This is a genomic window from Chryseobacterium sp. sg2396, assembly GCF_042610505.1.
In the GTDB taxonomy this organism is placed as follows: Bacteria; Bacteroidota; Bacteroidia; order Flavobacteriales; family Weeksellaceae; genus Chryseobacterium.
In genome coordinates this window covers 114,670-139,331 of record NZ_JBHGAQ010000006.1, presented here as the reverse complement: position 1 = coordinate 139,331, position 24,662 = coordinate 114,670, and the positions used below count along the sequence as shown (strand labels likewise).

Annotated in this window: 23 protein-coding genes; 17 read left to right on the top strand and 6 right to left on the bottom strand. The window is 41.0% G+C overall.

All coding sequences use genetic code 11. The features are described 5' to 3' along the window. Positions 1–55: 55 nt before the first annotated feature. Entirely contained in the window at positions 56–595 is a 540-nt protein-coding gene (locus tag ACED20_RS08430; RefSeq protein ID WP_294234814.1) for an SPOR domain-containing protein, read from the bottom strand. 184 nt (positions 596–779) lie between these two features. Here ACED20_RS08430 and ACED20_RS08425 point away from each other — a divergent pair, with 184 nt between their 5' ends. From ACED20_RS08425 to ACED20_RS08360, 14 genes are all read left to right on the top strand, one after another. Further along, a complete protein-coding gene (locus ACED20_RS08425; protein ID WP_294234816.1) occupies positions 780–2,144 on the top strand; it encodes a c-type cytochrome in 1,365 nt (454 codons plus the stop codon). A 23-nt stretch (positions 2,145–2,167) separates the two neighbouring features. Then, positions 2,168–5,230 (top strand): TAT-variant-translocated molybdopterin oxidoreductase, encoded by a 3,063-nt coding sequence (locus tag ACED20_RS08420; RefSeq protein ID WP_378104168.1) that lies wholly within the window; start codon positions 2,168–2,170, stop codon positions 5,228–5,230. A 25-nt stretch (positions 5,231–5,255) separates the two neighbouring features. Further along, positions 5,256–6,653, top strand: a complete 1,398-nt coding sequence (gene nrfD / locus ACED20_RS08415; RefSeq protein ID WP_294221021.1) for an NrfD/PsrC family molybdoenzyme membrane anchor subunit — start codon at positions 5,256–5,258, stop codon at positions 6,651–6,653. Continuing rightward, on the top strand, positions 6,640–7,161 hold the full coding sequence (locus ACED20_RS08410) for a DUF3341 domain-containing protein (protein ID WP_089693017.1): 522 nt from the start codon (positions 6,640–6,642) through the stop codon (positions 7,159–7,161). The genes nrfD and ACED20_RS08410 overlap by 14 nt, the downstream gene beginning before the upstream one ends. Then, positions 7,154–7,888 carry a cytochrome c gene (locus ACED20_RS08405; protein WP_294202055.1) on the top strand — a complete coding sequence of 245 codons (735 nt, stop codon included), beginning with the start codon at positions 7,154–7,156 and terminating at the stop codon, positions 7,886–7,888. Before ACED20_RS08410 ends, ACED20_RS08405 begins: the two co-directional genes overlap by 8 nt. An 8-nt stretch (positions 7,889–7,896) precedes the next feature. Then, a complete protein-coding gene (locus tag ACED20_RS08400; protein ID WP_294333955.1) occupies positions 7,897–9,228 on the top strand; it encodes a quinol:cytochrome C oxidoreductase in 1,332 nt (443 codons plus the stop codon). Positions 9,229–9,393: 165 nt separating this feature from the next. Beyond that, on the top strand, positions 9,394–10,404 hold the full coding sequence (locus tag ACED20_RS08395) for a hypothetical protein (protein WP_345766760.1): 1,011 nt from the start codon (positions 9,394–9,396) through the stop codon (positions 10,402–10,404). 225 nt (positions 10,405–10,629) lie between these two features. Continuing rightward, entirely contained in the window at positions 10,630–11,550 is a 921-nt protein-coding gene (locus tag ACED20_RS08390; protein ID WP_378104167.1) for a hypothetical protein, read from the top strand. 11 nt (positions 11,551–11,561) lie between these two features. Continuing rightward, positions 11,562–12,431 (top strand): GLPGLI family protein, encoded by an 870-nt coding sequence (locus ACED20_RS08385; protein ID WP_378104166.1) that lies wholly within the window; start codon positions 11,562–11,564, stop codon positions 12,429–12,431. Positions 12,432–12,493: 62 nt separating this feature from the next. Then, a complete protein-coding gene (locus ACED20_RS08380; protein ID WP_294202050.1) occupies positions 12,494–13,699 on the top strand; it encodes a hypothetical protein in 1,206 nt (401 codons plus the stop codon). Positions 13,700–13,705: 6 nt separating this feature from the next. After that, positions 13,706–14,242, top strand: a complete 537-nt coding sequence (locus ACED20_RS08375) for an adenine phosphoribosyltransferase (protein ID WP_294293097.1) — start codon at positions 13,706–13,708, stop codon at positions 14,240–14,242. Between the two features lie 180 nt (positions 14,243–14,422). Beyond that, the gene (locus tag ACED20_RS08370) at positions 14,423–15,118 is read left to right on the top strand and encodes a tetratricopeptide repeat protein (RefSeq protein WP_294202048.1); all 696 of its coding nucleotides are present in this window, start codon (positions 14,423–14,425) and stop codon (positions 15,116–15,118) included. A 3-nt stretch (positions 15,119–15,121) separates the two neighbouring features. Then, positions 15,122–15,640, top strand: a complete 519-nt coding sequence (ribH, locus tag ACED20_RS08365; RefSeq protein WP_149247885.1) for a 6,7-dimethyl-8-ribityllumazine synthase — start codon at positions 15,122–15,124, stop codon at positions 15,638–15,640. Between the two features lie 224 nt (positions 15,641–15,864). Next, positions 15,865–17,949, top strand: coding sequence for an LTA synthase family protein (locus ACED20_RS08360; protein ID WP_295220877.1), 2,085 nt, complete (start codon positions 15,865–15,867; stop codon positions 17,947–17,949). Here the strand turns inward: ACED20_RS08360 and ACED20_RS08355 are convergent. The 3 genes from ACED20_RS08355 to ACED20_RS08345 are packed head-to-tail and all read right to left on the bottom strand — an operon-like array spanning position 17,939 to position 19,730. After that, positions 17,939–19,069 (bottom strand): glutathionylspermidine synthase family protein, encoded by a 1,131-nt coding sequence (locus tag ACED20_RS08355; RefSeq protein WP_378104165.1) that lies wholly within the window; start codon positions 19,067–19,069, stop codon positions 17,939–17,941. The two genes, ACED20_RS08360 and ACED20_RS08355, sit on opposite strands and share 11 nt — an antisense overlap. 2 nt (positions 19,070–19,071) lie before the next feature. Then, the gene (locus ACED20_RS08350) at positions 19,072–19,404 is read right to left on the bottom strand and encodes a hypothetical protein (protein WP_294220129.1); all 333 of its coding nucleotides are present in this window, start codon (positions 19,402–19,404) and stop codon (positions 19,072–19,074) included. After that, positions 19,404–19,730 carry a hypothetical protein gene (locus ACED20_RS08345; RefSeq protein WP_294229601.1) on the bottom strand — a complete coding sequence of 109 codons (327 nt, stop codon included), beginning with the start codon at positions 19,728–19,730 and terminating at the stop codon, positions 19,404–19,406. Before ACED20_RS08345 ends, ACED20_RS08350 begins: the two co-directional genes overlap by 1 nt. A 76-nt stretch (positions 19,731–19,806) precedes the next feature. Here ACED20_RS08345 and ACED20_RS08340 point away from each other — a divergent pair, with 76 nt between their 5' ends. Then, complete coding sequence (locus tag ACED20_RS08340; protein ID WP_345766770.1) at positions 19,807–20,658, top strand: neutral zinc metallopeptidase; 852 nt, start codon at positions 19,807–19,809, stop codon at positions 20,656–20,658. 56 nt (positions 20,659–20,714) lie between these two features. Here the strand turns inward: ACED20_RS08340 and ACED20_RS08335 are convergent, their stop codons facing one another. Both ACED20_RS08335 and ACED20_RS08330 read right to left on the bottom strand, forming a co-directional pair. Beyond that, entirely contained in the window at positions 20,715–21,557 is an 843-nt protein-coding gene (locus tag ACED20_RS08335) for a GLPGLI family protein (protein WP_294310132.1), read from the bottom strand. A 17-nt stretch (positions 21,558–21,574) separates the two neighbouring features. Then, complete coding sequence (locus ACED20_RS08330) at positions 21,575–22,534, bottom strand: GLPGLI family protein (RefSeq protein WP_294291709.1); 960 nt, start codon at positions 22,532–22,534, stop codon at positions 21,575–21,577. 214 nt (positions 22,535–22,748) lie between these two features. Between ACED20_RS08330 and ACED20_RS08325 the strand changes: the two genes are divergently transcribed. Further along, positions 22,749–23,078, top strand: coding sequence for an iron-sulfur cluster assembly accessory protein (locus tag ACED20_RS08325; protein ID WP_294202037.1), 330 nt, complete (start codon positions 22,749–22,751; stop codon positions 23,076–23,078). A gap of 68 nt (positions 23,079–23,146) precedes the next feature. Next, a complete protein-coding gene (gene sufB / locus ACED20_RS08320; protein ID WP_294265026.1) occupies positions 23,147–24,595 on the top strand; it encodes a Fe-S cluster assembly protein SufB in 1,449 nt (482 codons plus the stop codon). The last annotated feature ends 67 nt before the right edge of the window (positions 24,596–24,662 follow it).

Here is a 24,662-nt window from a genome sequence, read left to right as displayed (position 1 = left end):
ACAAACAAAAAAGCTGAGAAAATTCCCAGCTTCTGTTATTTATTTCTATATTAAATTATTTTGCTTCCGCACAGAAAATTCTGTATTGAACCGCTACTGCCGATTTAAAATATTCCCTGATCCTGGAAAGGTCGGAAGCGGCACTCTGTTTCGTGAAATAGCTTCCTGCCAGAATTTTATAATTGGGTCTCAGAGACGCATCCGTTTCTACTTTGAGGTTAGGAAAACGTTTTCTGAAATAGGCTTTCACTTCATTGGCTTCTTCATTGCTTTTCACGATGGTGATCTGGATCTTATACCCTAAAATTCTTGGATTTTTCCTGCAGATTTCAGCATTGGTAAGCTCTCTGTTGGGAACATAAATCTTCGTAGGTTTTGAGGACGCATAATCATCATCACTATCTCTTGAAATCACTGAAGCTGAGCTTTTTGAACACTTATCTTCAATACTTTCCAGAGCCGCATTTACTTTAGAATCCATCGTCATTGTAAGTTCAGTACCTGCCAGCGTATCTTTTTTGACAACCTGTTGTGCATCAATACGGTAAAATGAAGACAAAAGCAGGATCGAAAATATTTTAATCAAATTTTTCATTTAAAGTTGTTTGCGCAAATGTAGACAAATTAAAAAATTATACCAAATTCAGTTATTTAGAATAGTTACAAATTAAATGGAAATGACATTTTCCCCTTTCTATATACCGTTAAATTCCTGTTAAAAATATTATTTTTGCGGGATTGATTGAATGTTCAATATTTACTAACATAAGATAATTTAAATGATTAGTTGGAGAAAGCATTATAGAAAAACGTTGATCGCAATAGGCTTATTGTTATCAACCAGTGCTTCAATTTACGGGCAGGACGGCGATCCTAAGAATGGTGAAAAGCTTTTCAAAGCGAATTGTACTGCATGTCACGCACTAGACAAACAAGTTGTAGGACCACCCCTGAAGGGCGTTGTAGAACGGGTAAAGACAGAAGGTGGCGTAGACAAGGACTGGCTTCACAAGTGGATCAAAAACAACAAGGAGCTTAGAGCTTCCGGAGACAAGTACGCCAATGAAATTTTTGAGAAGTTCAACAAAACGGAGATGCAGGTCTTTCCGAATCTTACCGATAAGGATATTGACGACATCTTAGCGTACACCACTAATCCTCCGGCACCGGAGCCGGCAAAAACGGACGCTGCAAAAGACGCAACAGCCGGAACGGCAAATGCAGCACCGCAAAGTTCTACCACTACGAACGTAGTAATCATTTCCCTTTTAGCAATTGCAGGTCTTTTGGTTTGGATCTTAGTAAAACTGAGACAATTGGTAAAATTAGGCCAGTCTGAGGATCTTGCAGGACTTAATGAAACGAGGGTAAAATCTTTCAGCGAAATCTACGAGAAATACCACTATATCGGTAAAGGTTTAATCGCCATCCTGGCGATCTTAGCAGCATACGGTGTATGGAACTGGCTGATGTGGATCGGGGTTTACAAAGGTTACAAGCCGGAGCAGCCGATCTATTTCTCCCACAAAATCCATGCTGGTGAACAGAAAATCGACTGCCAGCTTTGTCACTCCAGTGCCAAATACGGAAAAGTATCTGAAATTCCTTCAATGAACGTTTGTATGAACTGTCACCGAACAATTTCCGAATACAACGCGGAGCACTATATGGAGCCAGGAAAAGACAAAGCATTCTACGACGGGGAAATCCAGAAGATCTATGCGGCTACAGGCTGGGATCCTGCAAAACAGCAGTACACCGGAAAAACACAGCCGGTTGAATGGACAAGAATCCACAACATGCCGGACTTCGTATACTTCAACCACGCTCAGCACGTAGTAGCAGGAGAACAGGCGATCATCAACTCTTTCAACAAAAAGAATCCTGACAACAAAATCGATGTTGTATGTAAAGCATGTCACGGAAAAATCGATACCATGAACGTGGTGCAGATGGCAAACGACTTTACAATGGGATGGTGTATCGAATGCCACAGAACAACAGAAGTTGACATGAACAACGGTTATAATAAAGAATACTTCAAAAATCTACACGACAAGCTGAAAAAACAGTACCCTAAAGACGGTGGTAAGATTACGGTAGATGCAATTGGAGGTATTGAGTGTGGTAAATGTCATTATTAATAACTAAAAATTAGAAGTATCAAATGGCTTCAAACAAAATACAATTTAGAAGTATTCATGAACTTAAAAATCCGGCTTTAAACAATAAGCTGGCTCAAAAAGAGTTCCAGGAAGAAATTCCTGTAGAAGATTTCCTTGAAGACGCGGAAACTAACGGTTCCGGTACTTCAAGAAGAGATTTCTTAAAACTATTAGGGTTTTCTACAGCAGCCGTAACCCTGGCTGCCTGTGAAGCTCCGGTAATCAAAACGATTCCTTATGTGGTAAAGCCGCATGACATCATCCCGGGGATTCCAAACTATTATGCTTCCACTTATTTCGACGGGTTCGATTTTGCAAGCGTTCTGGTAAAGACAAGAGAAGGAAGACCGATCAAAATAGAACCGAACCCGGCAGCGGGCGATTTAGGGAAGACCAACGCAAGAGCTCAGGCCAGCGTACTTTCACTTTACGATAACGATAAAGTAAAGCAGCCTAAATTTGAAGGGAAAGACGAAACTTTCGACAAAGTAGACAGCTATGTCATCAAAGGATTGGAAGAAGCTAAAGCTGCAGGAAAAAGAATCGTATTGTTATCGCATTCTTTCGCTTCCCCTACTTTCAAAAAACTATTCGCTGAATTTAAAGCAAAATATCCTACTGCTGAACTGGTAACCTACGATGCATATCCATATGCTGCAGGACTGGACGCAGCCCAGGAAGTTTTCGGAACAAGAGCATTGCCGGTTTATGACCTTAAAGGAACTGAACTGGTAGTAGCTTTCCAGGCAGATTTCTTAGGAGACTACAACGGAGGAGGTCTGGAATCTTCTTACGCTGCAGCCAGAAAACCGGGACAAAGCATGTTGAGACACATCCAGGTGGAATCCAATATGTCTTTAACAGGTGCTAACTCCGACGAAAGAATCAGACTGAAGCCTAGCCAGGTGAACAAAACCTTGGTTGAAGTATACAACGCAATCGTTGGCGGAGGTTCTTCCGATAAAACGGCTAATGAAATCGCAAAAGAACTTCAGACGAAAGGAAGCAAAGCAGTTGTTTTTGCCGACGGTTCAAAGGGAGCTCAGGTTTTAGCCCACTTAATCAACCAGAAATTAGGATCAGTAGCGTTTACAGGAAAGGCGAACTTCCTAAAAGATTTCGATAAGGCAAGATTCCAGGAATTCCTGGGATGGGTAAATGCAGGTCAGGTTGGCGTATTGATCGCAAACAATGTAGACCCGATTTATTCTTATTACAAAGGAGAAGATTTCAAAAAATCTTTGGCTAAAGTTCCTTATGTAATCGCCGTTGCCGATAAGAAAAATGAAATGTACAAAGCTGCGAAAGCGGTAATTCCTGTAGCCAACTGGCTGGAATCATGGGGAGATATCGAACCTCAGAGCGGTGTATATTCCTTGATGCAGCCTACCATCCAGAAAATCTACAAATCAAGACAGATCGAAGAATCTCTATTGGTTTGGAAAAATGGTAAAAACAATGCTGCCAACAACTATTACGACTATTTAAAAGCAAGTGCTTCTTCTATTTTAGGAGCAACTTCTTTCAATAAAGCCTTATATAACGGTTTCAATTCCTCAAATAACAACACCATGTTGTCTTATGCAGGAGGAAACGGAGCCCAGGCTGTTGCCGAAGTAAGCGGGTTCAAATCTTCCGACCTGGAATTGGTATTGTACACGAAAACGGCAATGGGAGATGGTACACAGGCCAACAACCCTTGGCTGCAGGAATTACCGGACCCTATTACGAGAATGTCCTGGGATAACTACCTGACGATGTCTCCGAAAGATGCCGAAAGATTAGGAATCGACAACGATCTTAATGCAAGAATGCAGCTTGACGGTTCTATCGTTAACCTTACTGTAAACGGAGTAACCATCAAAGATGTTCCTGTATTTGTTCAGCCGGGACAAGCAGAAGGATCAGTAGGTCTTGCACTGGGTTACGGTAAGAAAAACTCAGGAGCTACCGCAGATACAGGGGTAAATGCTTATCCTTTATTCGACGGTTCCAACCTGGCAGTTTCCAACGTTAAAATCGAAAAGACCGGAGAAGATCACGAATTTGCAGGGATTCAGCTTCAAAATACATTAATGGGACGTTACGAAATTGCTAAAGAAGTTCCTTTGGCTGATTTCTTAAACGTAGCATTCGATGATGAACATAAAGGATGGAACAAGCCTTTGGAGTACCACACCATAAGCGGTGCACTTCCAGCGAGAAAAATCGATCTTTGGGATGCTTTTGATGATACCGACGGTCCTCACTTCAACATGTCAATCGACCTGAACTCGTGTACCGGTTGCGGATCTTGTATCATCGCCTGCCAGGCAGAGAACAACGTTCCCGTAGTAGGAAAAGACGAGATCAGAATGTCCAGAGATATGTACTGGTTAAGAATCGACCGTTACTATTCCGCAAGACAGAAAGTAGAAGTATACGAAGGATTGAAAGAAGGAATGGCCGTTCCTGAGTTGTACGGAACAGCATTCAACAAAGAAGGCGGTGCATTAAATCACCCTGCTGACAATCCGGATGTAATCTTCCAGCCGGTAATGTGCCAGCACTGTAACCACGCACCATGTGAAACTGTATGTCCGGTAGCGGCAACTTCACACGGTAAGCAAGGTCAGAACCATATGGCTTATAACAGATGTATCGGTACGAGATATTGTGCCAACAACTGTCCTTATAAAGTAAGACGTTTCAACTGGTTTACGTATAACCTGAATGACAAGTTCGATTTCAACATGAATAACGATCTTGGAAGAATGGTACTGAACCCGGATGTTGTGGTAAGAACGAGAGGGGTAATGGAGAAATGTTCACTATGTATCCAGATGACTCAGACTACTATTCTTGAAGCTAAAAAAGAAGGTAGAATCGTAAAAGACGGAGAGTTCCAGACAGCATGTTCAAAAGCTTGTACTACAGGATCTATCCAGTTCGGAGATATGAATGACAAAGAATCTGAAATCAGAAAATTATACGCTGATAACAGAAGATATTATTTACTTGAAGAGATCGGAACCAAACCAAATGTGTTCTATCATACGAAAGTAAGAAACAGAGTAGAAAAATAAAGTTTAAATAATAAATAGGTAAAAAATGTCAGGACATTACGAAGCTCCGATAAGGGAACCTCTAATTATTGGTCACAAAACTTATCACGATATTACGGAAGATATCGCACGACCTATCGAAGAAAGAGCAGGCAAACTATGGTGGGTTTCACTATATGCAGCCCTGGTTCTATTCATCTATGGATTCGGGTGTATCGCCTACACGATCGGAACAGGTATTGGAGCATGGGGACTTAACAGAACTATTAACTGGGGTTGGGATATCACTAACTTTGTATGGTGGGTAGGTATCGGTCACGCCGGAACACTAATCTCAGCGGTATTATTATTATTTAGACAGCGTTGGAGAATGTCTGTAAACAGATCTGCGGAAGCGATGACGATCTTCGCGGTAGTACAGGCGGCCATCTTCCCGGTAATCCACATGGGTAGAGTTTGGGTAGGATATTGGGTATTCCCTTTACCGAACCAGTTCGGTTCTCTTTGGGGGAACTTCAACTCTCCTCTACTTTGGGACGTATTTGCAATCTCTACGTATTTCTCCGTATCTACGGTATTCTGGTTCATGGGATTGATTCCTGACTTTGCAATGATCAGAGACAGAGCAAAAACACCTTGGACTAAAAAGATTTATACATTCCTTGCCTTCGGTTGGGGAGGTAAAGCAAAACACTGGCAAAGATTCGAAGAGCTTTCTTTGGTTCTTGCAGGATTGGCGACACCACTTGTATTCTCGGTACACACCACGGTATCCTTTGACTTCGCCACGTCGGTAATTAAAGGATGGCACTCTACGATCTATCCTCCTTACTTCGTTGCCGGTGCGATTTTCTCAGGATTCGCAATGGTACAGACACTTTTGTTGGTAGCAAGAAAAGTATGTCACCTGGAAGACTATATCACCATGTACCACATCGAAATTATGAATATCGTAATCATCTTAACCGGTGGTATGGTAACGGTAGCTTATGCTACGGAATATTTCATCGGATGGTATTCGGGATCAAGATTTGAAGACTTTACCTATCTTTCTCCGGGTGCTGCCGTAGGTCCTTACTGGTGGGCATTCTGGTCACTGATCATCTGTAACCTTGTAGTTCCGGCTTCTTTCTGGTTCAAAAAACTGAGAACGAACATTATCTGGACATTCATTGTCGCACTGATCATCAATATCGGGATGTGGTTCGAACGTTTCGACATTATCGTAATCAACCTTTCAAGAGACTACTTACCTGGATCTTGGACGATGTTTAAGCCGACCATCATTGATGTGGGGGTATACTTAGGAACAATCGGGTTCTTCTCCGTATTATTCTTATTGTACGCAAGAACATTCCCTGTAATCGCACAGGCCGAATTAAAATCGATTTTGAAAATCTCAGGTGAAACTTATAAAGCAAAAGAAGGAGATGAGCACCACTAAAATTGTATACGGACTTTATGCCGACGACGACGATTTGATGAACGGCGTTAAGGCATTCAACGATAAAGGAATCGCAATCAACGAAGTTTACACTCCGTTTCCGGTTCACGGGCTAGACAAAGCTTTAGGTTTAAAGAAAACAAGAATTTCTGATGCCGCCTTTCTTTACGCTCTTTACGGAGTAACGATCGGAGCTACATTAACCTGGTATGTGATGAATCACGACTGGCCTCAGAATATCGGTGGTAAACCTGCTTTCGACTGGGCTCATAACATGCCGGCATTCGTAGTACCTATGTTCGAGCTTATGGTATTCTGTGCCGCCCACATGATGTCATTGACGTTCCTGGTAAGAAATAAAATGTATCCCGGAGCACCGGCACAAAATCCGGATCCGAGAACAACCGACGATAAATTCATGATGGAATTCGTAACTGAAGATGTGGAATCTGTAAAACAGTTGCTTATTGAAACTGGAGTTGAAGAAATAACTGTTAAAGATGCTTAAAATGAAAAAGAATGTATTAAAAATTACAGCAGTTTTAGGTTTAACAACAGTTTTACTTAACTCTTGCGGACCGAAAGACAATACACCGCTGGTATATTTCCCGGATATGTATTTTCCGGTAGCTTACGATCCATTGATGAAAGCTCAGGATGCTTACTCTGATCATGAAAACGAAATCCCCGCTTTCGTAAAAAATAACGGAGCAACAGGGCTTACCCCTGTAGAAGGATCCGTGGCACAGAACAAAGACGGTATTTTTGAAGAGGCGTTGCTTCCTAAAAATCCGGATCAATATAACGCAGGTTACGATGCATCCAAAACAATGACCACTTCTCCTTTAAACCCGGCCAATGCGGCAAAGGATCTTGAAAGAGGGAAAATATTGTTTGAGCATACTTGTGCTGCCTGTCATGGTGTGGGAGGAGACGGACAAGGACCGATCGTACAGTCCGGCGCCTTTTCTGGTGTGCCTAACTATGCTGACAGAGAAATCACTGTAGGATCCGTTCATTATGTAATAACAAACGGTAGAAACGCGATGGGATCTTATGCAGGACAACTGAATGCAGGAGACCGATGGAGAGTAGCCATGTATGTGATAAATGCCTTTAAGAAAGGCGCTGCCGCACCTGCTGCTGCAACCGCTACGGCGTCAATGGCATCTGCAACAGCAGCACCAGCAACCGCTACTGCGAAACCAGAAATGACTACCGAAACTAAAAAATAAGAAAAGAAATGTATAGTTTTTCACCAAAATTAAAATCAACTTCTATAATCCTTCTTGTTGTAGGTTTAGTTCTGTTTGGTATCGGTTTCTTTTTAAACAAAGGAATTTCTACGGAGAAAATAGAACACATGATGGAAGCGGTTCATGCTTCCGGTCATGATGCGCCTACGCACTCAAGTGAAATGGTAGGTCCCCAAGATCATGCGGCTCACCTTGAGCATGCTGAACTTCAGGTACACAACCAGCCTTTAGCGGCCATACATTTTGTAGCTGTATTTTTCTTCGGCGTAAGCTGCTGCGTATTGTTTTTCTACTCTATTCAGCATGCGGCCCACGCAGGATGGCCGATTATCATTACCCGGGTAATGGAAGCAATTGCATCTTACATTCCTTACGGGGGTGCAATCCTGATCATTCTGATGCTTTTGAATATTACCCACCAGGGACACCTTTTCCACTGGATGGATCCGGAACTGACCAATCCTGAGTCACCTCATTTCGATGTGATCCTGTTTGAAAAGAGAATCTTCTTAAATATTCCTTTCTATGCCGTAAGAACTTTCATCTATGTATTGGGAGCATCTTTCTTCGCATGGAAGCTGAAAGCTCAGTCTAAAAAGGTTGACGAAACAAAATCAAGAACAGAATATCAGATGCTTTACAGATGGGCAGTAGGATATATTGCATTCTTCGGATTTGCTTCTGCAGCCTGGGCTTGGGACTGGTTGATGTCTATCGACCCTCACTGGTATTCTACTATGTATATCTGGTATTCTATGGTGAGCTGTCTTTCCAGCGGTATTGCCATGATCATTCTTTTAAGTGTTTATTTGAAGAAAAACGGATTCCTTCCGCAATTCAACGATAACCACTTACACGATCTGGGGGTATTCTTATTTGCTACAAGTATGCTTTGGACGTATACCTGGTTTGCACAGTTCATGTTGTATTGGTATGCGAACATCCCGGAAGAAGTAAACTACTTCTTCGGACGATTCCAGCACTACTCTCCTACTTTCTTACCGATGCTAATTGTAAACTTCTTATTACCGTTATTGGTATTGGTGAGCAGCAGCATCAAGAGAAACTACAAAGTGGTGACAATTATGGCGATCGTAGTGATCTGCGGGCATATCCTCGATTACTTCAATATGGTAATGCCGGGAACGGTAGGACCATACTGGAAAACTCCTGAAGTATTCATCCTGATTTTAGGAGCTATCCTTTTCGTGGTTGGATTATTTATGTTTACCGTGCTTTCTGCGTTATCTAAACTTAAGCTTATCCCAACAGGAAACCCTTACTTACACGAATCTGAAATTTATGAGTATCCTTTCTAAGGAATACTGATTAAAGATAAACCAAAAGACTGATCGTTATGATCAGTCTTTTTTTTGTATTGAATGAAAAAAATTTAAAGCATCGTGCAACCTTTTTCCTGTTTTGGTTGTCTTAAGAATAAGTAAATTATTTTAAGGTAAATATTAATTAAAACCAAAACCGCCATGATCAAAAAATTCTTTTTATTCTTTTTTGCTTTATTATTGAATATCGCCTACGCGCAAAGCATTACTTTCATTTCTGAAAAAACCAATAAACCGCTGGCCAAAGTTTCGGTTTTCGGGAAAGACGGAAGCATCGTTGCCTATTCGGATATTGAAGGTAAAATCGATAAGCAACTGATAAAACCAGAACAGGAAAAATTCCAGCTGGTCTACGACAATGTTTCCGTAGCCACATTATCCTATTCGGATTTTAATCAGGACATAATTAAAATTAATGACCGCATTAAAGACATAGAAGCTGTTGTGATCAAAAAGGAAAAGCCGGCAAAATATATTTTTGTGAAAGGAAACTTCAATGCTTACGTTACCCTCAACAATAAATTAAATTCCTATGCAGACGGAATCATAACTTATATTTTTGACAACAAAACAAAAAAACTGAAAAGCACCAGCATTGAACAGTACCGGATCTTCAGGCTGGAGAATGCAGAAATGGACCGTAAAAAACTTTCTTCCTGGGATTACGGAATGTTTTTAAAAATTCCGAGACTAAAAAACATCGAAAATGTTGATAAGTACAGAAGCATGAAAGATGTTGTTTTCAAAGAAATGAAAAGCGAAAAGAAAGATCAGATCGAGCTATCCCAAGTAACCAATGATGAAGAAATTGGATTATTCGGATACCGTATTTCTGATGCTAAAAATGTTCTGAATCTTGCCTTTGTCCCAAATTCACGAAAAGAACTCAGAGATCTTCTGGAATACAGCCGTATCGAATTTCTGAAATTAAAACATAAAAGCGAACCTCAATATAACGACATTGCCATTTACAACAATTTTTATCCTATTGATATAGACTTCGGTAATGAGAAAATGGAGAAGATGCAGTTTGACATCAACAGCAGCCACTACACCTCAAAATATTGGGAAGACCCTGATTTCCCGAATATGCAGCCTGTTTTCGGCAGTTTTTTCAAAGAAGATCTGAAAGAAAAGCCCAATCAAAAGTAATAGGCCAGTCTTTTCTGCATTAATTTTAAAAAAATGCTCCGAAAAGATTTCCTAAATACCTAAAATTTTAAATATCCTTTTATAGAATACATCGGGATATAACTGAAAAGACTGATGATGTTCATCGGTCTTTTTTATTAACAATAAATATTTATTTTTTGAAACCTTTTTGATTCTAAAGTTGTCATTATAAATATATATTCAATCAACAATAAATAATATCCTATGAAAAAAAGTACACTGCTATTCTTAATGATCACATTGTACAGCCTGATCCATGCACGGAGCATCACCTCCGTTTCTGAAAAAAACGATTTATCATTGCCAAAAGTTTCTATGGCTTACGATTTCGATCAGCCCATCACTAAAATCAATAAACCGGCAAAAAACATTGATACTATACCCATCAGAAGAAATAAACCCGGGAAGTACCTTTATATGAAAGGAAATTTTACCACTTATGCCACGCTCAACAACACCATACACGGATATGCCGATGGAATTATCACCTATATTTTTGACCGTAAAACCAAAAAACTGAAAAGCACCCGGATCGAACAATACCGTATTTTCAGAATGCCGAAACCGGAATGGGATCCCCAGAAATTTTCTTCCTGGGATTATGCCATTTATATGCATGTTCCTCAAATGAAAGGACTGGTAAATATTAACTCACACAAAAAGACCAAAAACCCGGTTTTCTATAAATCGGGGAATGGAGAAAAAGATAAAATTGAAATTAAAGAAGAACGTCTTCAGGAAAAGGGCTTCGCAATATTCGGCTACCACCTTTTTGATGTCAGAAACAGTACCGATATCATCTATACGAGGAAGTCATCAAAACAACTGGAAGATCTGCTGGAATACAGAGAAACTTCATCAATGAAGCTGAAATACAAAAAAGAACCGATATATAACGTCGTTAACATTTATACTAATTTTTATCCGACTGCATTCAATTCCGGTGACAACAAGTATGAGCATGAAGTAAAATTCGACCTCGACAAAAGCTATTATATCTCAAAATATTGGGAAAATCCTTCATTTCCGGATATGCAGGACGCTCTTGATTCTTTCTTAAAAAGGGAACTGAAAGAAAAACAAAATATTAATGCTCTTTACACAAAAATTAATGTAACCATCTAAAAACTTCTACTATGAAAAAAGTATTACAAGTCATTCTGATTACGACAATGGTTTTATTCAATGCACAGAATTCGGCAAACCGGTTTTTCTATGAATTAACCTATAAACCCAATAAGGATTCTGCTAAGCTGGAAAAAGAAATGATGGTTTTAGATATTGATCAGAACAGATCCCTCTATCAATCCTATACAAACATTCAGATGGATTCGATAGCAAATGTAATTATAAAAGAAGCTTCAAATACGGGATTCCCGGATTTCAAGAGAATGGGTAATAGACGTACGCAATTTATGCATCAGATTGCAAAAAGCTACCCGATCCATGAAGTGCTGTATAAGGACCGCATTGGCATGGATTATTATTCCTACCGCGAAAATCCAAGCCTGATCTGGAAAATTTCAGAGGAGAAACAAAAAATAGGGATATATAATACACAGAAAGCAACAACCGATTTCGGCGGAAGAAAATGGATTGCCTGGTTTACCACAGAAATCCCTTTCCAAGACGGGCCATATAAATTTTACGGGCTGCCGGGATTAATTGTAAAAATCGGCGATGAAGCAGGGAACTATTCCTGGGAACTGAAAGGCAACAGGAAAACAGATCATATCGCGGAAGCTTCAGCGGTAGAAGGATTAATGAAACAGACTGGACTATTTGCTTCCAAAGAAATCACAAAAGAAAAGTTTACGGAAAAATACGACCAACATAAAAAAGATCCCCTTGCAGGGATCAGACAGATGATGGGCCAGATTCCCTCAGATGTAAAAATATCTGATGACTTCTCCCTGTCGAAAGAAATGAGGGATGCAGAAAAACAAATGAAGGAACACATTGCAAAAAACAACAACAGCATTGAGCTTGCCATTACGAATAAATAAAAAGAAAATAAAAACACGTACACATAAACGGTTTTTACTAAATTTGTGGCAAACGGAAAAAAATGAAAAAATTGTCCTTTCTACTCATCTTCAGCCTGTTGTTGTTTACAGCATGCAAGAAAGATCATGTAGATGCTACTAATACCAAAACCTTACAGTCGAGTATCAATGATATGACGGCCAGTCTTTCGACCATTAAACAAATAAAATTTAATGAAGCTCTTTACATATTAAAAACTTTCGGTGTAGAGGCAGACGGCGACGTTGCCGAACTTAAAGCCCTTGGCCAGCTGATCGACGGAAAGAAAGTTCCTGAAATCATGGCCATGGCAGACCAGGTAGCCCAGAAAAACGGAATCGAATGGGCCAGTACCGCTCCACCGTCTCTTGGAGAAATGAATATTTTCGGAGATGATAAGGCGAAAGAAAGTGATGCGAACGACGTAAAAGCAAATTCTTTAAGCATTACAACGAGACCTACCGGCGATGACGGACTGGGCGCACCGACAGCGATCCAGATTATCCCAAGGCTGGTGGACAATGCGGGAAATCCCGTATCCTTTACAGGAGCCGGACTTGAAGCGACCCTGGAAGTCTTCAGCAACGGCGTAAAATTATTAACGGCAAAAAACCTAATGCAGGATAATAATTTCAAAGGATTTAATTTAAAATTCTCTTCCATTCCGGCAGCCAAGGTAATGGATAACAAAATAGACATCACCGTTTCCGTAAAAACAACGGCGAAAACATTCAAGATGACAAAAGTAGGATTAGATGTAAATCCTGACCTGCTGAAAGTTCCTGCTCCACCTAAAGTGGATTCCCTGGCAGCGCCCCAGGACCCTGCAGTAATCGATCCGAACAATCCCAATGCCACGATCCCGGCAACCGGTACCGATCCCAATGCTACGACTCCGGCTGCAACACCGGCCACCCCGAAGCAGCCGGCAGCAGATCCTAAAACAACGGTAACAGGATTTTTAAACAACGTTAGTGCTCAGAATCTGAAAGCCGCTTACAGCGCAGCCAGCAATCCAAACTGGGGAAGCTATGAATCTTTTGCCAATCCTACTTCAGGTTTCGGATCGGTGAAAAATGTTAGCGTAAAAAATATTACCACCAACGCTGCCAATACCAATTCCGCAAGTGTAAATGCAACCTACGACGTGACGGATAAAAGCGGTAAGACCACAGCCCTGAAAGTAACCTTCGGACTTAAAAATGTAAACGGAGACTGGAAAATTTCCAGCTACAGAATCAATCCATAAAAAAGAATGGCATCACAGGAATTAATCCGGAAACTGGAAGACACTATCGAAAATATCCCTGACTTTCCGATCCCCGGAATTCAGTTTAAGGATATTTCCCCCGTTTTCCTGGATTCAAAGTTATATGAAGAGGTTATTGCAGATCTGGCGGCAGTGAGCAAAGGAAAAGTAGATGCCGTATGCGGAATCGAAAGCCGCGGGTATCTTTTCGGGATTGCCATTGCAGTGGCTCTGGAAATTCCTTTCATTCTCATCCGGAAAGCAGGAAAACTGCCGCCTCCGGTGATTTCGGAACAATATGACCTGGAATACGGAAGCGCAGTAATTGAGACCCGCCAAGGACAAATCAGACCCGGGCAAAGAATATTGATCCATGATGATCTTCTGGCCACCGGCGGCACAACCGAAGCAGCAGCCAAACTTGTGGAAAAGCAAGGGGCAACCGTTGCGCAGTTCAGCTTTCTGATCGGTTTAATAGACCTGAAAGGAGAAGAAAAACTGAAAAAATTCAACGCAGAGGTTTATCATATTTTAGAATATTAACCTTTCACTATACGATTAAAATGCTCTATGAATCCGTTTTATAGAGCATTTTTCATGACAGAAAACCGTAATTCCGCAGCGGATGACTGATATTTCATAATATTTCCTCAATAATACACAGAAAGTATTTTGTAAATCATTCAGAAACAATTAAATTTGCATTTCAATTTTTAATAATTTATGGCAAAACTTACAAACGAGCAAGAGGGAAAAGAAACGGTTGAGTTTTTTAAAGATCTTGACAGAGAAGCTTTAAACACAGAAAGATTCATTGAAAAATATTCAAAGCCTTTGGCGGTTGTTTTCGGATTACTTGTTTTAGGAGTTCTGGGTTTCTTCGGTTACAAACAATTTGTTGTAGCTCCTAAAAATGTTGAAGCTGTAAAAAGCTTCCTGGCAGCTCAGAAAAATCTTGCCGAAGGGAAAGACAAAGAAGCACTGGGTGGAAAATCTGCTGCAAATCCAGGTTTCCTCGGAACATACGATGAATATTCCGGAACAGCGATCGGTAAACTTTCTGCTTACAACGCGGGGCTTCTGAAATTCAAGGAAGGGAAATTCCAGGAAGCATACGACCTTCTGGATAATTTTTCATCGGATAACAAAACGCTGATGGCCATGAAATATGGTGCAATGGCAGATGCGAAATCAGGACTTAATAAAAACGATGAAGCGTTGCAGTTGTTGGATAAAGCAGCCTCTGCTTCAGACGATCCTTATACAACTTATTATTTCACAAGAAAAGCGGGAATTCTTGCTTTAGGATTGAAGAAAAATGCAGACGCTAAAAAATATTTCGCTACTATAGACGAAAAATACCAGGACTACGACAACGGAATGTCGGATTCTTATATCGAAATGACTAAATATTACTAAACAATGGCAACAGTTAATCTCTCCGATTACAAGCCACTTCATATAACCAATGCCGATGAGTTTTCTATCGGCATTGTTTTTTCTGAGTGGAATGATTTTGTAACCTATAACTTACGTGATGCAGCCCTGGAAATTCTTCATAAGGAAGGCGTAAAACCTGAGAACATCAGACTTTTTCCGGTTCCGGGTGCTTTTGAACTGAATTATGCAAGCATGCAGCTTTGCAAAGAGCGTAAATTTGATGCGGTAATCTCCATCGGATGTGTGATCCGCGGGGAAACCCCTCACTTCGATTATGTATGCTCGGCAGTAGCCCAGGGCATCAAAGACTGCAACATCTTAACCGATACCCCGACAATCTTCTGTGTTTTAACGGACGATACAAAAGAACAGTCTATCGCAAGAAGCGGCGGGGATCTGGGAAACAAAGGTGTGGAGGCAGCCGTTACTGCCCTGAGAATGATCGACTTCAGAAAAAACCTTTCCGGTAAAAAAGGGAATATCGGCTTTGGCCATTCATAAGATGATACCAATTGGTATCAAAATATTGAGGACTATAAAAAATAGTCCTTTCCTGTTTGCAAATACCACAAAAAAGAATGAAAATTAAGCTGTTATAATATTAATTTTTTAATGTTTTTTTAACCATTTATAAAGTTTCTAATTTTTATCATATTTTACGGAATTATGGTAAAGGATAATAGCCAATACTTATTTTTGTAAAAATTAATATTCTGCTCACAAAGATGTTCCTTCAAAAAATCAGACCTTTCCTCTATTTGGGGGCTCTATACCTTACGATCTCCCTTATTACGAGAATTATTTTTTTATACCATCCGATTACAACGGCAAGTTTCGGTATTTTTGAAATTCTGAAAATCCTGCTGACCGGAGTATTGAATGACGTGCTGGTTTTTATTTTAATCTGCCCGTTCCTGGCCCTGTATTTTTTATTTCTATCCAACTCAAAATACCAGAAGCCATACGGACAGATCATTTTAGGCATCCTCGTTCTGTTGTTTCTGTATATTCTTCTTATTCCCAATAATATATTTAAACAATACGGAGGATCTGTTGCGGAAATAGCGTTGGCTTTCATCGGCATTAAGATCATCTTTTTTGCGCTGATGCTTTTCCTTCCGGCAAAACGTCGTCAGATAAGAAACAGTCTGTATTTTATCACGCTTTTCATTTATGTTTTATCGATTGTTTTCAACGCTGTAAGCGAATATTTCTTTTACAATGAATTTGGTCTCAGATATAACTTTATTGCCGTAGATTACCTCATCTACACCAACGAAGTTATCGGCAATATTATGGAAAGCTATCCCGTAGTCCCTTTATTCCTGGTTATTGCTGCGGTAACCCTTACAATCACCGTGTTCATATACCGGAAAACAAAAAACGAACTTTCCGAACTTCCCAATCTGAAGCAAAAGGCTCTTCTAATAGGCGCTTATTTGGTTCTCTGCGGAATCAGCATCTTGGGATTGAGCTTTACGACAAAAATCAAAGGTGATAATGTTTTCGGGGAAGAAATCCAGGCGAACGGACTTCCGAAATTTTACTGGGCGTTTACCCACAACGAACTCGATTATTTCCAGTTTTACCCTGAAATCAATCAGCAGCAGGCAGAAAAGAACTTTTTAAGCCAGTTTGCGCCCCCTGCGTTAAAACGAAATATTATTGCTGCCGGTCCGGAGCTGAAGAAAAATGTGGTGCTCATCTCCATTGAAAGCTTATCTGCGGATTTCCTGGCGCATTATGGGAATACTCAGAAAATCACCCCGTTCCTGGATAGCCTGGCCGATAAATCATTGATGTTTACCAATCTTTATGCTACCGGAAACAGAACAGTCCGCGGACTTGAGGCATTAACGCTCTGCATTCCGCCAACGGCCGGGGAAAGCATTATCAAAAGAGAAAATAACAAAAATAAATTTACTACAGGCAACGTCTTTAAGTCAAAAGGCTATGATGTAAAATTTCTATACGGCGGCTACAGCTATTTCGACAATATGGAGGATTTCTATAAAGGGAACGGCTATGACATCGTAGACCGGAACAACTTTACCCCGGAAGAAATCACCTTTGCCAATGTATGGGGCGTAGCCGATGAAGACATGGCCAAAAAAGCCATCAGCACAATGAATGCGGAAGCGAAATCCGGAAAGCCGTTCTTCAACCATTGGATGACGGTTTCCAACCATCGCCCTTTCACTTATCCGAACGGAAAGATCGATATTCCCGGCGATGCCAAATCCCGTGAAGGAGGCGTAAAATATACGGATTATGCCCTTAGAAAATTCTTTGAAATGGCAAAAAAACAGAGCTGGTACAAAAATACCGTATTTGTGGTCATTGCCGACCATTGCGCTTCCAGCGCAGGCGATACGGAACTTCCGATGGATAAATACCGTATTCCGGCGATGATTTTCTCTGAAGGTTTTATCCACCCTCAGAAGTTTACCCAAACCATGTCGCAGATCGACGTTATGCCGACCCTTTTCGGCCTCTTGAACTTTAATTATCAGTCGAAATTCCTTGGCCAGGATGTCTTCACGAAAGAATTTCAGCCAAAGGCCTATGTGGCAACCTACCAAGATTTGGGTCTTATCAAGGATAATCATTTAACCATCATTTCCCCGGTACGGAAAGTGAAACAATATTCTTTGGTTCAGCAGAAAAACAATCTTTCTTCTGAATTCAACCTTTATTTTGACGAAAATCCGCTAAAAGAAAAAGATCAGAACAAGCAGCTGGTAAACGCCACGATTTCCGCTTACCAATCCACTTCCTACTGGCTGAAAAAGGACATGCTCAACCGCTGATCAGATGCGGAACAAAACGGCTCTGGTTATTGGTAATCAGGTGAACACTTTCCCTGATGCCGATGCCGGCAGGTTCCTGACCGATTACCCAGCTTCCGATCACGGGATAATTCCCATCGAGGTCTGGAAGATCAAATAACTGCTGGTAAATAAAGCCCTCTTTGCCATAGGCTCCTGAATTCTCTTCTGCAGTCTTACCATTCTTGTATAAAGTGATGTTGGCACCTTCCCTGGAATAAATCGGTTTTTTAGCGAAATCTTTTAAGTCTTTCTGCTCAAAATAAGCAGGCAGCAGACACGGATGATCCGGATACATTTCCCAAAGTACGGGTAAAATAGCTTTTGAAGAAAGAAGTATCTTCCAGGCCGGCTCGATCCATTGGGAACGAAATCCGTTTTCGACCAGTTTCTCGCCGAAGCCGTCTTCCAAAATCCATTCGTAAGGGTACAGCTTGAAAATATAATCCATAATGGAACCGTCACCGGCAATAAATTCCTTAATTTCTTCCGCCCAGCCAATATCCTGAATGGGAATAAATTCTGTCTCGAAGCCCGCCTGTGTTGCACAGTCGCGAAGGTATTCCACATTCGTCACATCTTCGATATTCGTAAGGGAAGCGAAATAGATATAATGCGGATTCATATATTTGGTAAGATATTTCCAGTAGTCCACCAGCTTTTCATGAATGGAATTGAACTGGTCTTTTTCCGGAAACATTTCCTGCAGCCAGTACCATTGGATTACGGAGGCTTCATACAGCGAAGTCGGCGTATCCGCATTGAATTCAAGCAGCTTCAGGTTTTTCCCGTCAAAACCGAAATCGAATCTTCCGTATATTGAAGGATGGTCTTCTTCCCAACCGGTGACGATATAATTTCTAAACCATTCGGGAATGCTGAAACGGTGCCAAAGGTTTTTTTCAATGATATAGTCCACCGCTTCGAGGCACATCTGCCACAGTTCGGCCGTTGCTTTTTCAATCGTATCGATCTCCTGCATGGAGAGCTCATAATAATGGCTTTCGTCCCAGTAAAGCCCTTCCAGGGAATGGTAGCCGAAGCCTAAGGCTTCAAGCTTTTCTTCCCAGTTTTTCCGGAATGGTGATGCTGTTCTTTTCATAATTACGATGATGCCCTGAATCCGCTCCTTCCCAGTCCGCCTCTGATTACACTTCCTTTGTAAGAACTTCTGCCGATATTCGATTTTGAACTGATGGCGTCGCTGTAATAGCCTGTTCTATGATAGCCTCCGTTGCTGTAAGCTCCGTATGGCCGGAACGCGTGATACCAGAAAAAGCCCGGCATAAAGCCATGCGTCCTGGAATAGGATGCCGTGGTATCCGATCTCATGTAGACCTTTTTCTCATTCTTCCAATCCTCTTTGGGTTTTTCCTGCGAACAGGCCGCAAGGATTCCCGTTACGAAAAGCAATTTTACAGAACCCGATTTTTTCATTATTGTACCGTGATATAAAATTCGTAATCCTTTTTCGTATGGTCTTTATGAATAACCCCCTCTTTATCTTCAGATTCCATCAGTGTATCGCCCAGACCTGGGATCGTATCTCTTTTTATAATTTCTTTAAAAAGCTTTTTATCCTTCCAGATTTTGTGCCGGGTGACCAACACATCGGCCGTATCGATATGCTCTACTGAAAGTTCCGTTTCGATCGAAGCTTTTTTATCGATGCTGCTGACTTCGTCTTCCTTGTATTCTTTTTCGTTGCAGGAGAAAACGCCTGCTAAAAGGATGATTAAAGAGATTTGTTTAATTCTTCTCACTTTGGCATAATTTTTCACAAAAGTAATTATTTAGTAAGATAATAATTTTAAATTTAACCTATAAAAAAATTAAACTATGAGATGGACTGACGACAGGAGCGATAATGTGGAAGACAGGCGCGGGCTTGGCGGCGGAGCCGTTGTAGGCGGCGGGCTGGGAACACTGATTATTGCTGCTATTATATTTTTCTTAGGAGGAGATCCCTCTTCCATTCTTTCTTCAGGTGCAGGTTCCGGCGCAGCCAGAACCGAACAGCGTGAACTGAGCCAGAATGAGCTGAAAATCCGTGAATTTGTAAAGATGGTAACTGCCGAAAACGAAGAAACCTGGACTAAAATTTTTGCAGAAAACGGCATGCAGTACAAGCCGGCAAAAGTAATTCTTTTTGAAGATACAACTCAGTCGGGCTGTGGTGTAGCACAATCTGCCATGGGGCCATTTTATTGTCCGGCAGACCAGTCGGTATACATGGACATGAGTTTCTTTAAGGAGCTTGAATCGCGTTTCGGAGCAAAAGTTACCGAATTTTCGATTGCTTATGTTATGGCCCATGAAATGGGACATCACGTTCAAACTTTATTGGGGACTACACAAAAGGTAGATGAACTGAGAAGAAGCGGCAGATATTCCGAAGCTGAAATGAATCGGGTTTCAGTAGCGACAGAGCTTCAGGCAGATTTTTACGCGGGGGTATGGGCAAAACAGACCGACAGCAGAGAGCATATTCTGGAACCGGGAGACATCCAGTCGGCGATTGAAGCGGCGGAAGCTGTAGGAGACGACAATATCCAGAGAAGGTCTCAGGGGTATGTAAATCAGGAGAGCTTTACCCATGGATCATCAGCGCAACGAAAAGAATGGTTTATGAAAGGGTATAATACCGGAGATATTAAGCAGGGCGATACCTTTAATCAGCTTTTGAAATAATTTGTCTATCTATAGAAATTAAAAACCTGAAGATTAATTCCTTCAGGTTTTTTATGTTACTGCAATTCTATCGGGTTGCTGTTTTTCTTCGCTTCATCTTTTACCCTCTCCTCCATTCTCTTTCTGAAATCAGCCGGAGGATTACCGCCACCACCGCCACGGGGACCACCATCACCGCCGATTCTTATCTGTGTACCGCCACCCTGCGTCATGAAAGACATCGGATCTTCGAGAAATTTCTTCTGCTGTTTTACGTAATCTCCTCTCTTTACTTTAATGGTATTTCCAAACTGGTTCATCGCGGGAAAATCATCAATTTTATAATTTTTCATTAAATCGAAAGAGTAGTCGCCTTTATCATCTTCTGCTTTTACAATAAGCCCCGGAAGTCCTCCGAATTTGTACGGACCATCCTGATAAGGCAGATCTGTGGTAAACCAGGCCGTCCATTTTCTACCACCGAATTCCGTTTCAGCTTTCTGAACTTTATAATCGCCGATTTTGGTCGTTTCCGACAGTATTTTCCAGTTGAGCGGACGGTCTTCCTCATAAGTATAGACATCTCTTCCGATCCTGTCTTTAAAGGTAATTTTCTGGCTTTTCTTATCTTTTTCAATGGAGTAATTGATGTTTGACCTCAGGCCTTCCATCTGCTCTCTGTTGAAGCTTCTCGCACCCCCGCTCTGGAAAGTGGCTTTCATCACGGAATCCCGCTTGATCCTGTTTTCGGAATAGAATACCGATTTTTCCGGAGAAATATCCAGATAGGCATTTTCTGTTTTAACATCGCCTTTATTAGATGCATCCGGTTTCATGGTAACCTGATACACGAATCTGTTCACCTGTGCAAAGGCTGTCTGCATGAATAACGCAAAAGCAATGAGTGCTAATTTTTTCATTTATATTATATTTTATCTTATTTTAATTCTATCGGATTCTGATTTCCCATGTCAAAAGGCATATCCATGCTTCCTGAACTCTGCACAGGCAAATTATTGTTTCCGCCATCCATTCCGCCGCCACGCATTCCTCTGCCGCCGCGATGACCGCCACCCTGCATTCCGCCCATGCCGCCGTTCATTCCTCCCATTCCCCCACCAAGTCTTCCGCCATTTCCAGCATTCTCCATTCCGGCTCCATTGTTTCCTGCCATGGATTTTCTGTTCCTCATCAATTCCAGTTCCAGCGAAGCTTTATCACTATGAAAGTCAGCTTTTGTGCTCTGTTTTGCATCAGAGTGTACAGGTTCTTCAAATGCGTTTTTAAGGATCACTTTTTTAACCAAATCAAACTTATAATCTCCTTTATCGTCTTCCAGCTTCACAATCAGTCCCGGCAATCCCGAAAATTTGTAGGGCCCGTCGGAAACAGCAATATCTTTCGTAAACCAGGCAGTCCAGATCCTTCCTCCGAAATTTGCCTGTGCTTTCTGAGCCTGATATCCATTCTGCTTTTCGGTCTCATTGGTTATTTCCCATTTTGCAGGCCTGTCTTCTATATAATAAATTTGTTTTCCTCCCACTTTATCATAGTAAGACACTTTTTGTTCCGGAATGTTTTTGATAATAAAATATTCAAAGAAAGTAGGCTCAAAATGTTTCCGGTTTCCCGGTTTGGAAAAATCTTTTTCCTCTTTTTTCCGGATTTCTTTTTCTTCCGGTTTAAAAGAAGCGAATAGAGAATCTTTAATCAGTTTACTTTCGCTGATGAACAATGACCTGCCTCCTTTCACATCCAGAAAAGTACGTTCCGTCTTCATACTTACCAGATTGATCGAATCCGGATTTACAGATGTTTCGTAGATATATCTCGTCGTCTGCGCATAAGAAAAAACCGTTAAAAACATTCCCAAAAAACCAAGTAATTTTTGTTTCACTGCTTATTTTCTTTATAGATGAAAAATGTATTTCAAAGTTAAACCAAATCTGGATGATAACGAGTTTCGGCAGGAATTTTATGGACTTTTAACATTAACCTGAAATAAAAAGAAGATGTATAAAGAACAGAATCATTAAAATAGACATCTTCGATTTGAGATTGCGGAAATTAGTTCGTATTTTTGCATCATTAAATCATTCTAAATAAATACAATGATAAAAGTATCAGACCAAGCGAAGGCAAAAGCGATTCAGCTGATGACAGAAGAAGGCTTTAACCCTACAGAAGACTTTGTAAGAGTAGGGGTAAAAAGCGGAGGATGTTCTGGTTTAGAATATGTTTTAAAGTTTGACAACCAAAAAACAGACACTGATCAAATATTTGAAGACAATAACATTAAAATTGTTGTAGATAAAAAATCCATCCTCTATTTAGCAGGAACCACTCTTGAATATTCGGGAGGATTAAACGGAAAAGGATTTGTTTTTAACAATCCCAATGCGTCCAGAACTTGCGGATGCGGTGAAAGTTTTTCTCTTTAATAAAGACATTGGGAGTTATACAGAATATTATATCTGAAAACCAACTTCTGAAATCTTAAAAAAATTAAATGAATAAATATACTGAAGACGACCTAAGAGTCGATCTGGAAAATAAAAAATACGAATTCGGCTGGGAAACCAAAATCGATTACGAAGAATTCCCTATCGGATTGAACGAAGACATCATCCGCGCGATCTCTGCCAAAAAAGAAGAACCGGAATGGATGACGGAATGGCGCCTGGAATCTTTCAGGATCTGGCTGAAAATGACCGAACCGGACTGGGCCAACATCAAATACGAAAAGCCTGATTTCCAGGCTATCCGATACTATGCCGCTCCAAAAGTAAAGCCTGAGCTTGAAAGCCTGGACGAAGTAGACCCTGAATTATTGGCAACTTTCGCCAAACTGGGAATCAACATCGAAGAACAGAAAAGGCTTTCCGGTGTTGCGGTAGATATTGTGATGGACTCCGTTTCCGTAAAGACCACTTTCCAGGATACCCTGATGGAGAAAGGCATCATCTTCTGCTCGATCTCCGAAGCAATCAAGAATCACCCGGACTTAGTAAGAAAGCACTTAGGAAAAGTAGTTCCGAGAGGCGATAATTTTTATGCTGCCTTGAATTCTGCGGTATTTTCTGACGGAAGTTTCTGTTATATCCCGAAAGGCGTAAAATGCCCGATGGAACTTTCTACCTATTTCCGTATTAACCAGGCGGGTACAGGCCAGTTTGAAAGAACGCTGGTGATTGCCGATGAAGGAAGTTACGTTTCTTATCTCGAAGGCTGCACCGCACCATCGAGAGACGAAAACCAGCTTCACGCTGCGGTAGTGGAACTGATCGCTATGGATAATGCCGAAATTAAATATTCCACCGTTCAGAACTGGTATCCGGGAAATGAAGAAGGGAAAGGCGGGGTCTTCAATTTTGTGACGAAAAGAGGGCTTTGCGAAAGAAACGCCAAGATTTCATGGACCCAGGTGGAAACCGGTTCTGCCGTAACCTGGAAATATCCTTCGTGTATCTTAAAAGGTGACGGATCAATCGGAGAGTTCTACTCGATTGCCGTAACCAACAATCACCAGTATGCCGATACGGGAACCAAGATGATCCACATCGGAAAAAATACGAAATCAACGATTATATCCAAAGGGATTTCGGCCGGAAAATCACAGAACTCCTACAGAGGCCTGGTAAAAGTGATGCCTTCCGCAAAGGGAGCAAGAAACTTTTCCCAGTGTGATTCACTGCTAATGGGTAATGAGTGCGGCGCGCATACCTTCCCTTACATCGAAATTAAAGATCCGACGGCGCAGCTGGAACACGAAGCGACCACTTCAAAAATCGGAGAAGACCAGATTTTCTACTGTAACCAGAGGGGAATCGATACGGAAAGAGCGATCGCTTTGATCGTAAACGGTTTCAGTAAAGAAGTTTTAAACAAACTGCCGATGGAATTTGCCATTGAAGCCCAGAAGTTGCTGGAGATTTCTCTGGAGGGATCTGTAGGATAAATATTTAAACATTAAGAAATTAAAAATTTTTTAATTTCTTGATGCGTAAAAATTAAGGAATTGATAA

Coding starts and splice junctions, on each gene's coding strand:
- sufB (WP_294265026.1), top strand. CDS start 23,147: ATGAATAAATATACTGAAGACGACCTAAGAGTCGATCTGGAAAATAAA.
- ACED20_RS08385 (WP_378104166.1), top strand. CDS start 11,562: ATGAAAAAAGTATTACAAGTCATTCTGATTACGACAATGGTTTTATTC.
- ribH (WP_149247885.1), top strand. CDS start 15,122: ATGGCAACAGTTAATCTCTCCGATTACAAGCCACTTCATATAACCAAT.
- ACED20_RS08395 (WP_345766760.1), top strand. CDS start 9,394: ATGATCAAAAAATTCTTTTTATTCTTTTTTGCTTTATTATTGAATATC.
- ACED20_RS08410 (WP_089693017.1), top strand. CDS start 6,640: ATGAGCACCACTAAAATTGTATACGGACTTTATGCCGACGACGACGAT.
- ACED20_RS08420 (WP_378104168.1), top strand. CDS start 2,168: ATGGCTTCAAACAAAATACAATTTAGAAGTATTCATGAACTTAAAAAT.
- ACED20_RS08375 (WP_294293097.1), top strand. CDS start 13,706: ATGGCATCACAGGAATTAATCCGGAAACTGGAAGACACTATCGAAAAT.
- ACED20_RS08425 (WP_294234816.1), top strand. CDS start 780: ATGATTAGTTGGAGAAAGCATTATAGAAAAACGTTGATCGCAATAGGC.
- ACED20_RS08405 (WP_294202055.1), top strand. CDS start 7,154: ATGCTTAAAATGAAAAAGAATGTATTAAAAATTACAGCAGTTTTAGGT.
- ACED20_RS08400 (WP_294333955.1), top strand. CDS start 7,897: ATGTATAGTTTTTCACCAAAATTAAAATCAACTTCTATAATCCTTCTT.
- ACED20_RS08325 (WP_294202037.1), top strand. CDS start 22,749: ATGATAAAAGTATCAGACCAAGCGAAGGCAAAAGCGATTCAGCTGATG.
- nrfD (WP_294221021.1), top strand. CDS start 5,256: ATGTCAGGACATTACGAAGCTCCGATAAGGGAACCTCTAATTATTGGT.
- ACED20_RS08430 (WP_294234814.1), bottom strand. CDS start 595: ATGAAAAATTTGATTAAAATATTTTCGATCCTGCTTTTGTCTTCATTT.
- ACED20_RS08390 (WP_378104167.1), top strand. CDS start 10,630: ATGAAAAAAAGTACACTGCTATTCTTAATGATCACATTGTACAGCCTG.
- ACED20_RS08360 (WP_295220877.1), top strand. CDS start 15,865: ATGTTCCTTCAAAAAATCAGACCTTTCCTCTATTTGGGGGCTCTATAC.
- ACED20_RS08350 (WP_294220129.1), bottom strand. CDS start 19,404: ATGAAAAAATCGGGTTCTGTAAAATTGCTTTTCGTAACGGGAATCCTT.
- ACED20_RS08370 (WP_294202048.1), top strand. CDS start 14,423: ATGGCAAAACTTACAAACGAGCAAGAGGGAAAAGAAACGGTTGAGTTT.
- ACED20_RS08340 (WP_345766770.1), top strand. CDS start 19,807: ATGAGATGGACTGACGACAGGAGCGATAATGTGGAAGACAGGCGCGGG.
- ACED20_RS08380 (WP_294202050.1), top strand. CDS start 12,494: ATGAAAAAATTGTCCTTTCTACTCATCTTCAGCCTGTTGTTGTTTACA.
- ACED20_RS08355 (WP_378104165.1), bottom strand. CDS start 19,069: ATGAAAAGAACAGCATCACCATTCCGGAAAAACTGGGAAGAAAAGCTT.
- ACED20_RS08335 (WP_294310132.1), bottom strand. CDS start 21,557: ATGAAAAAATTAGCACTCATTGCTTTTGCGTTATTCATGCAGACAGCC.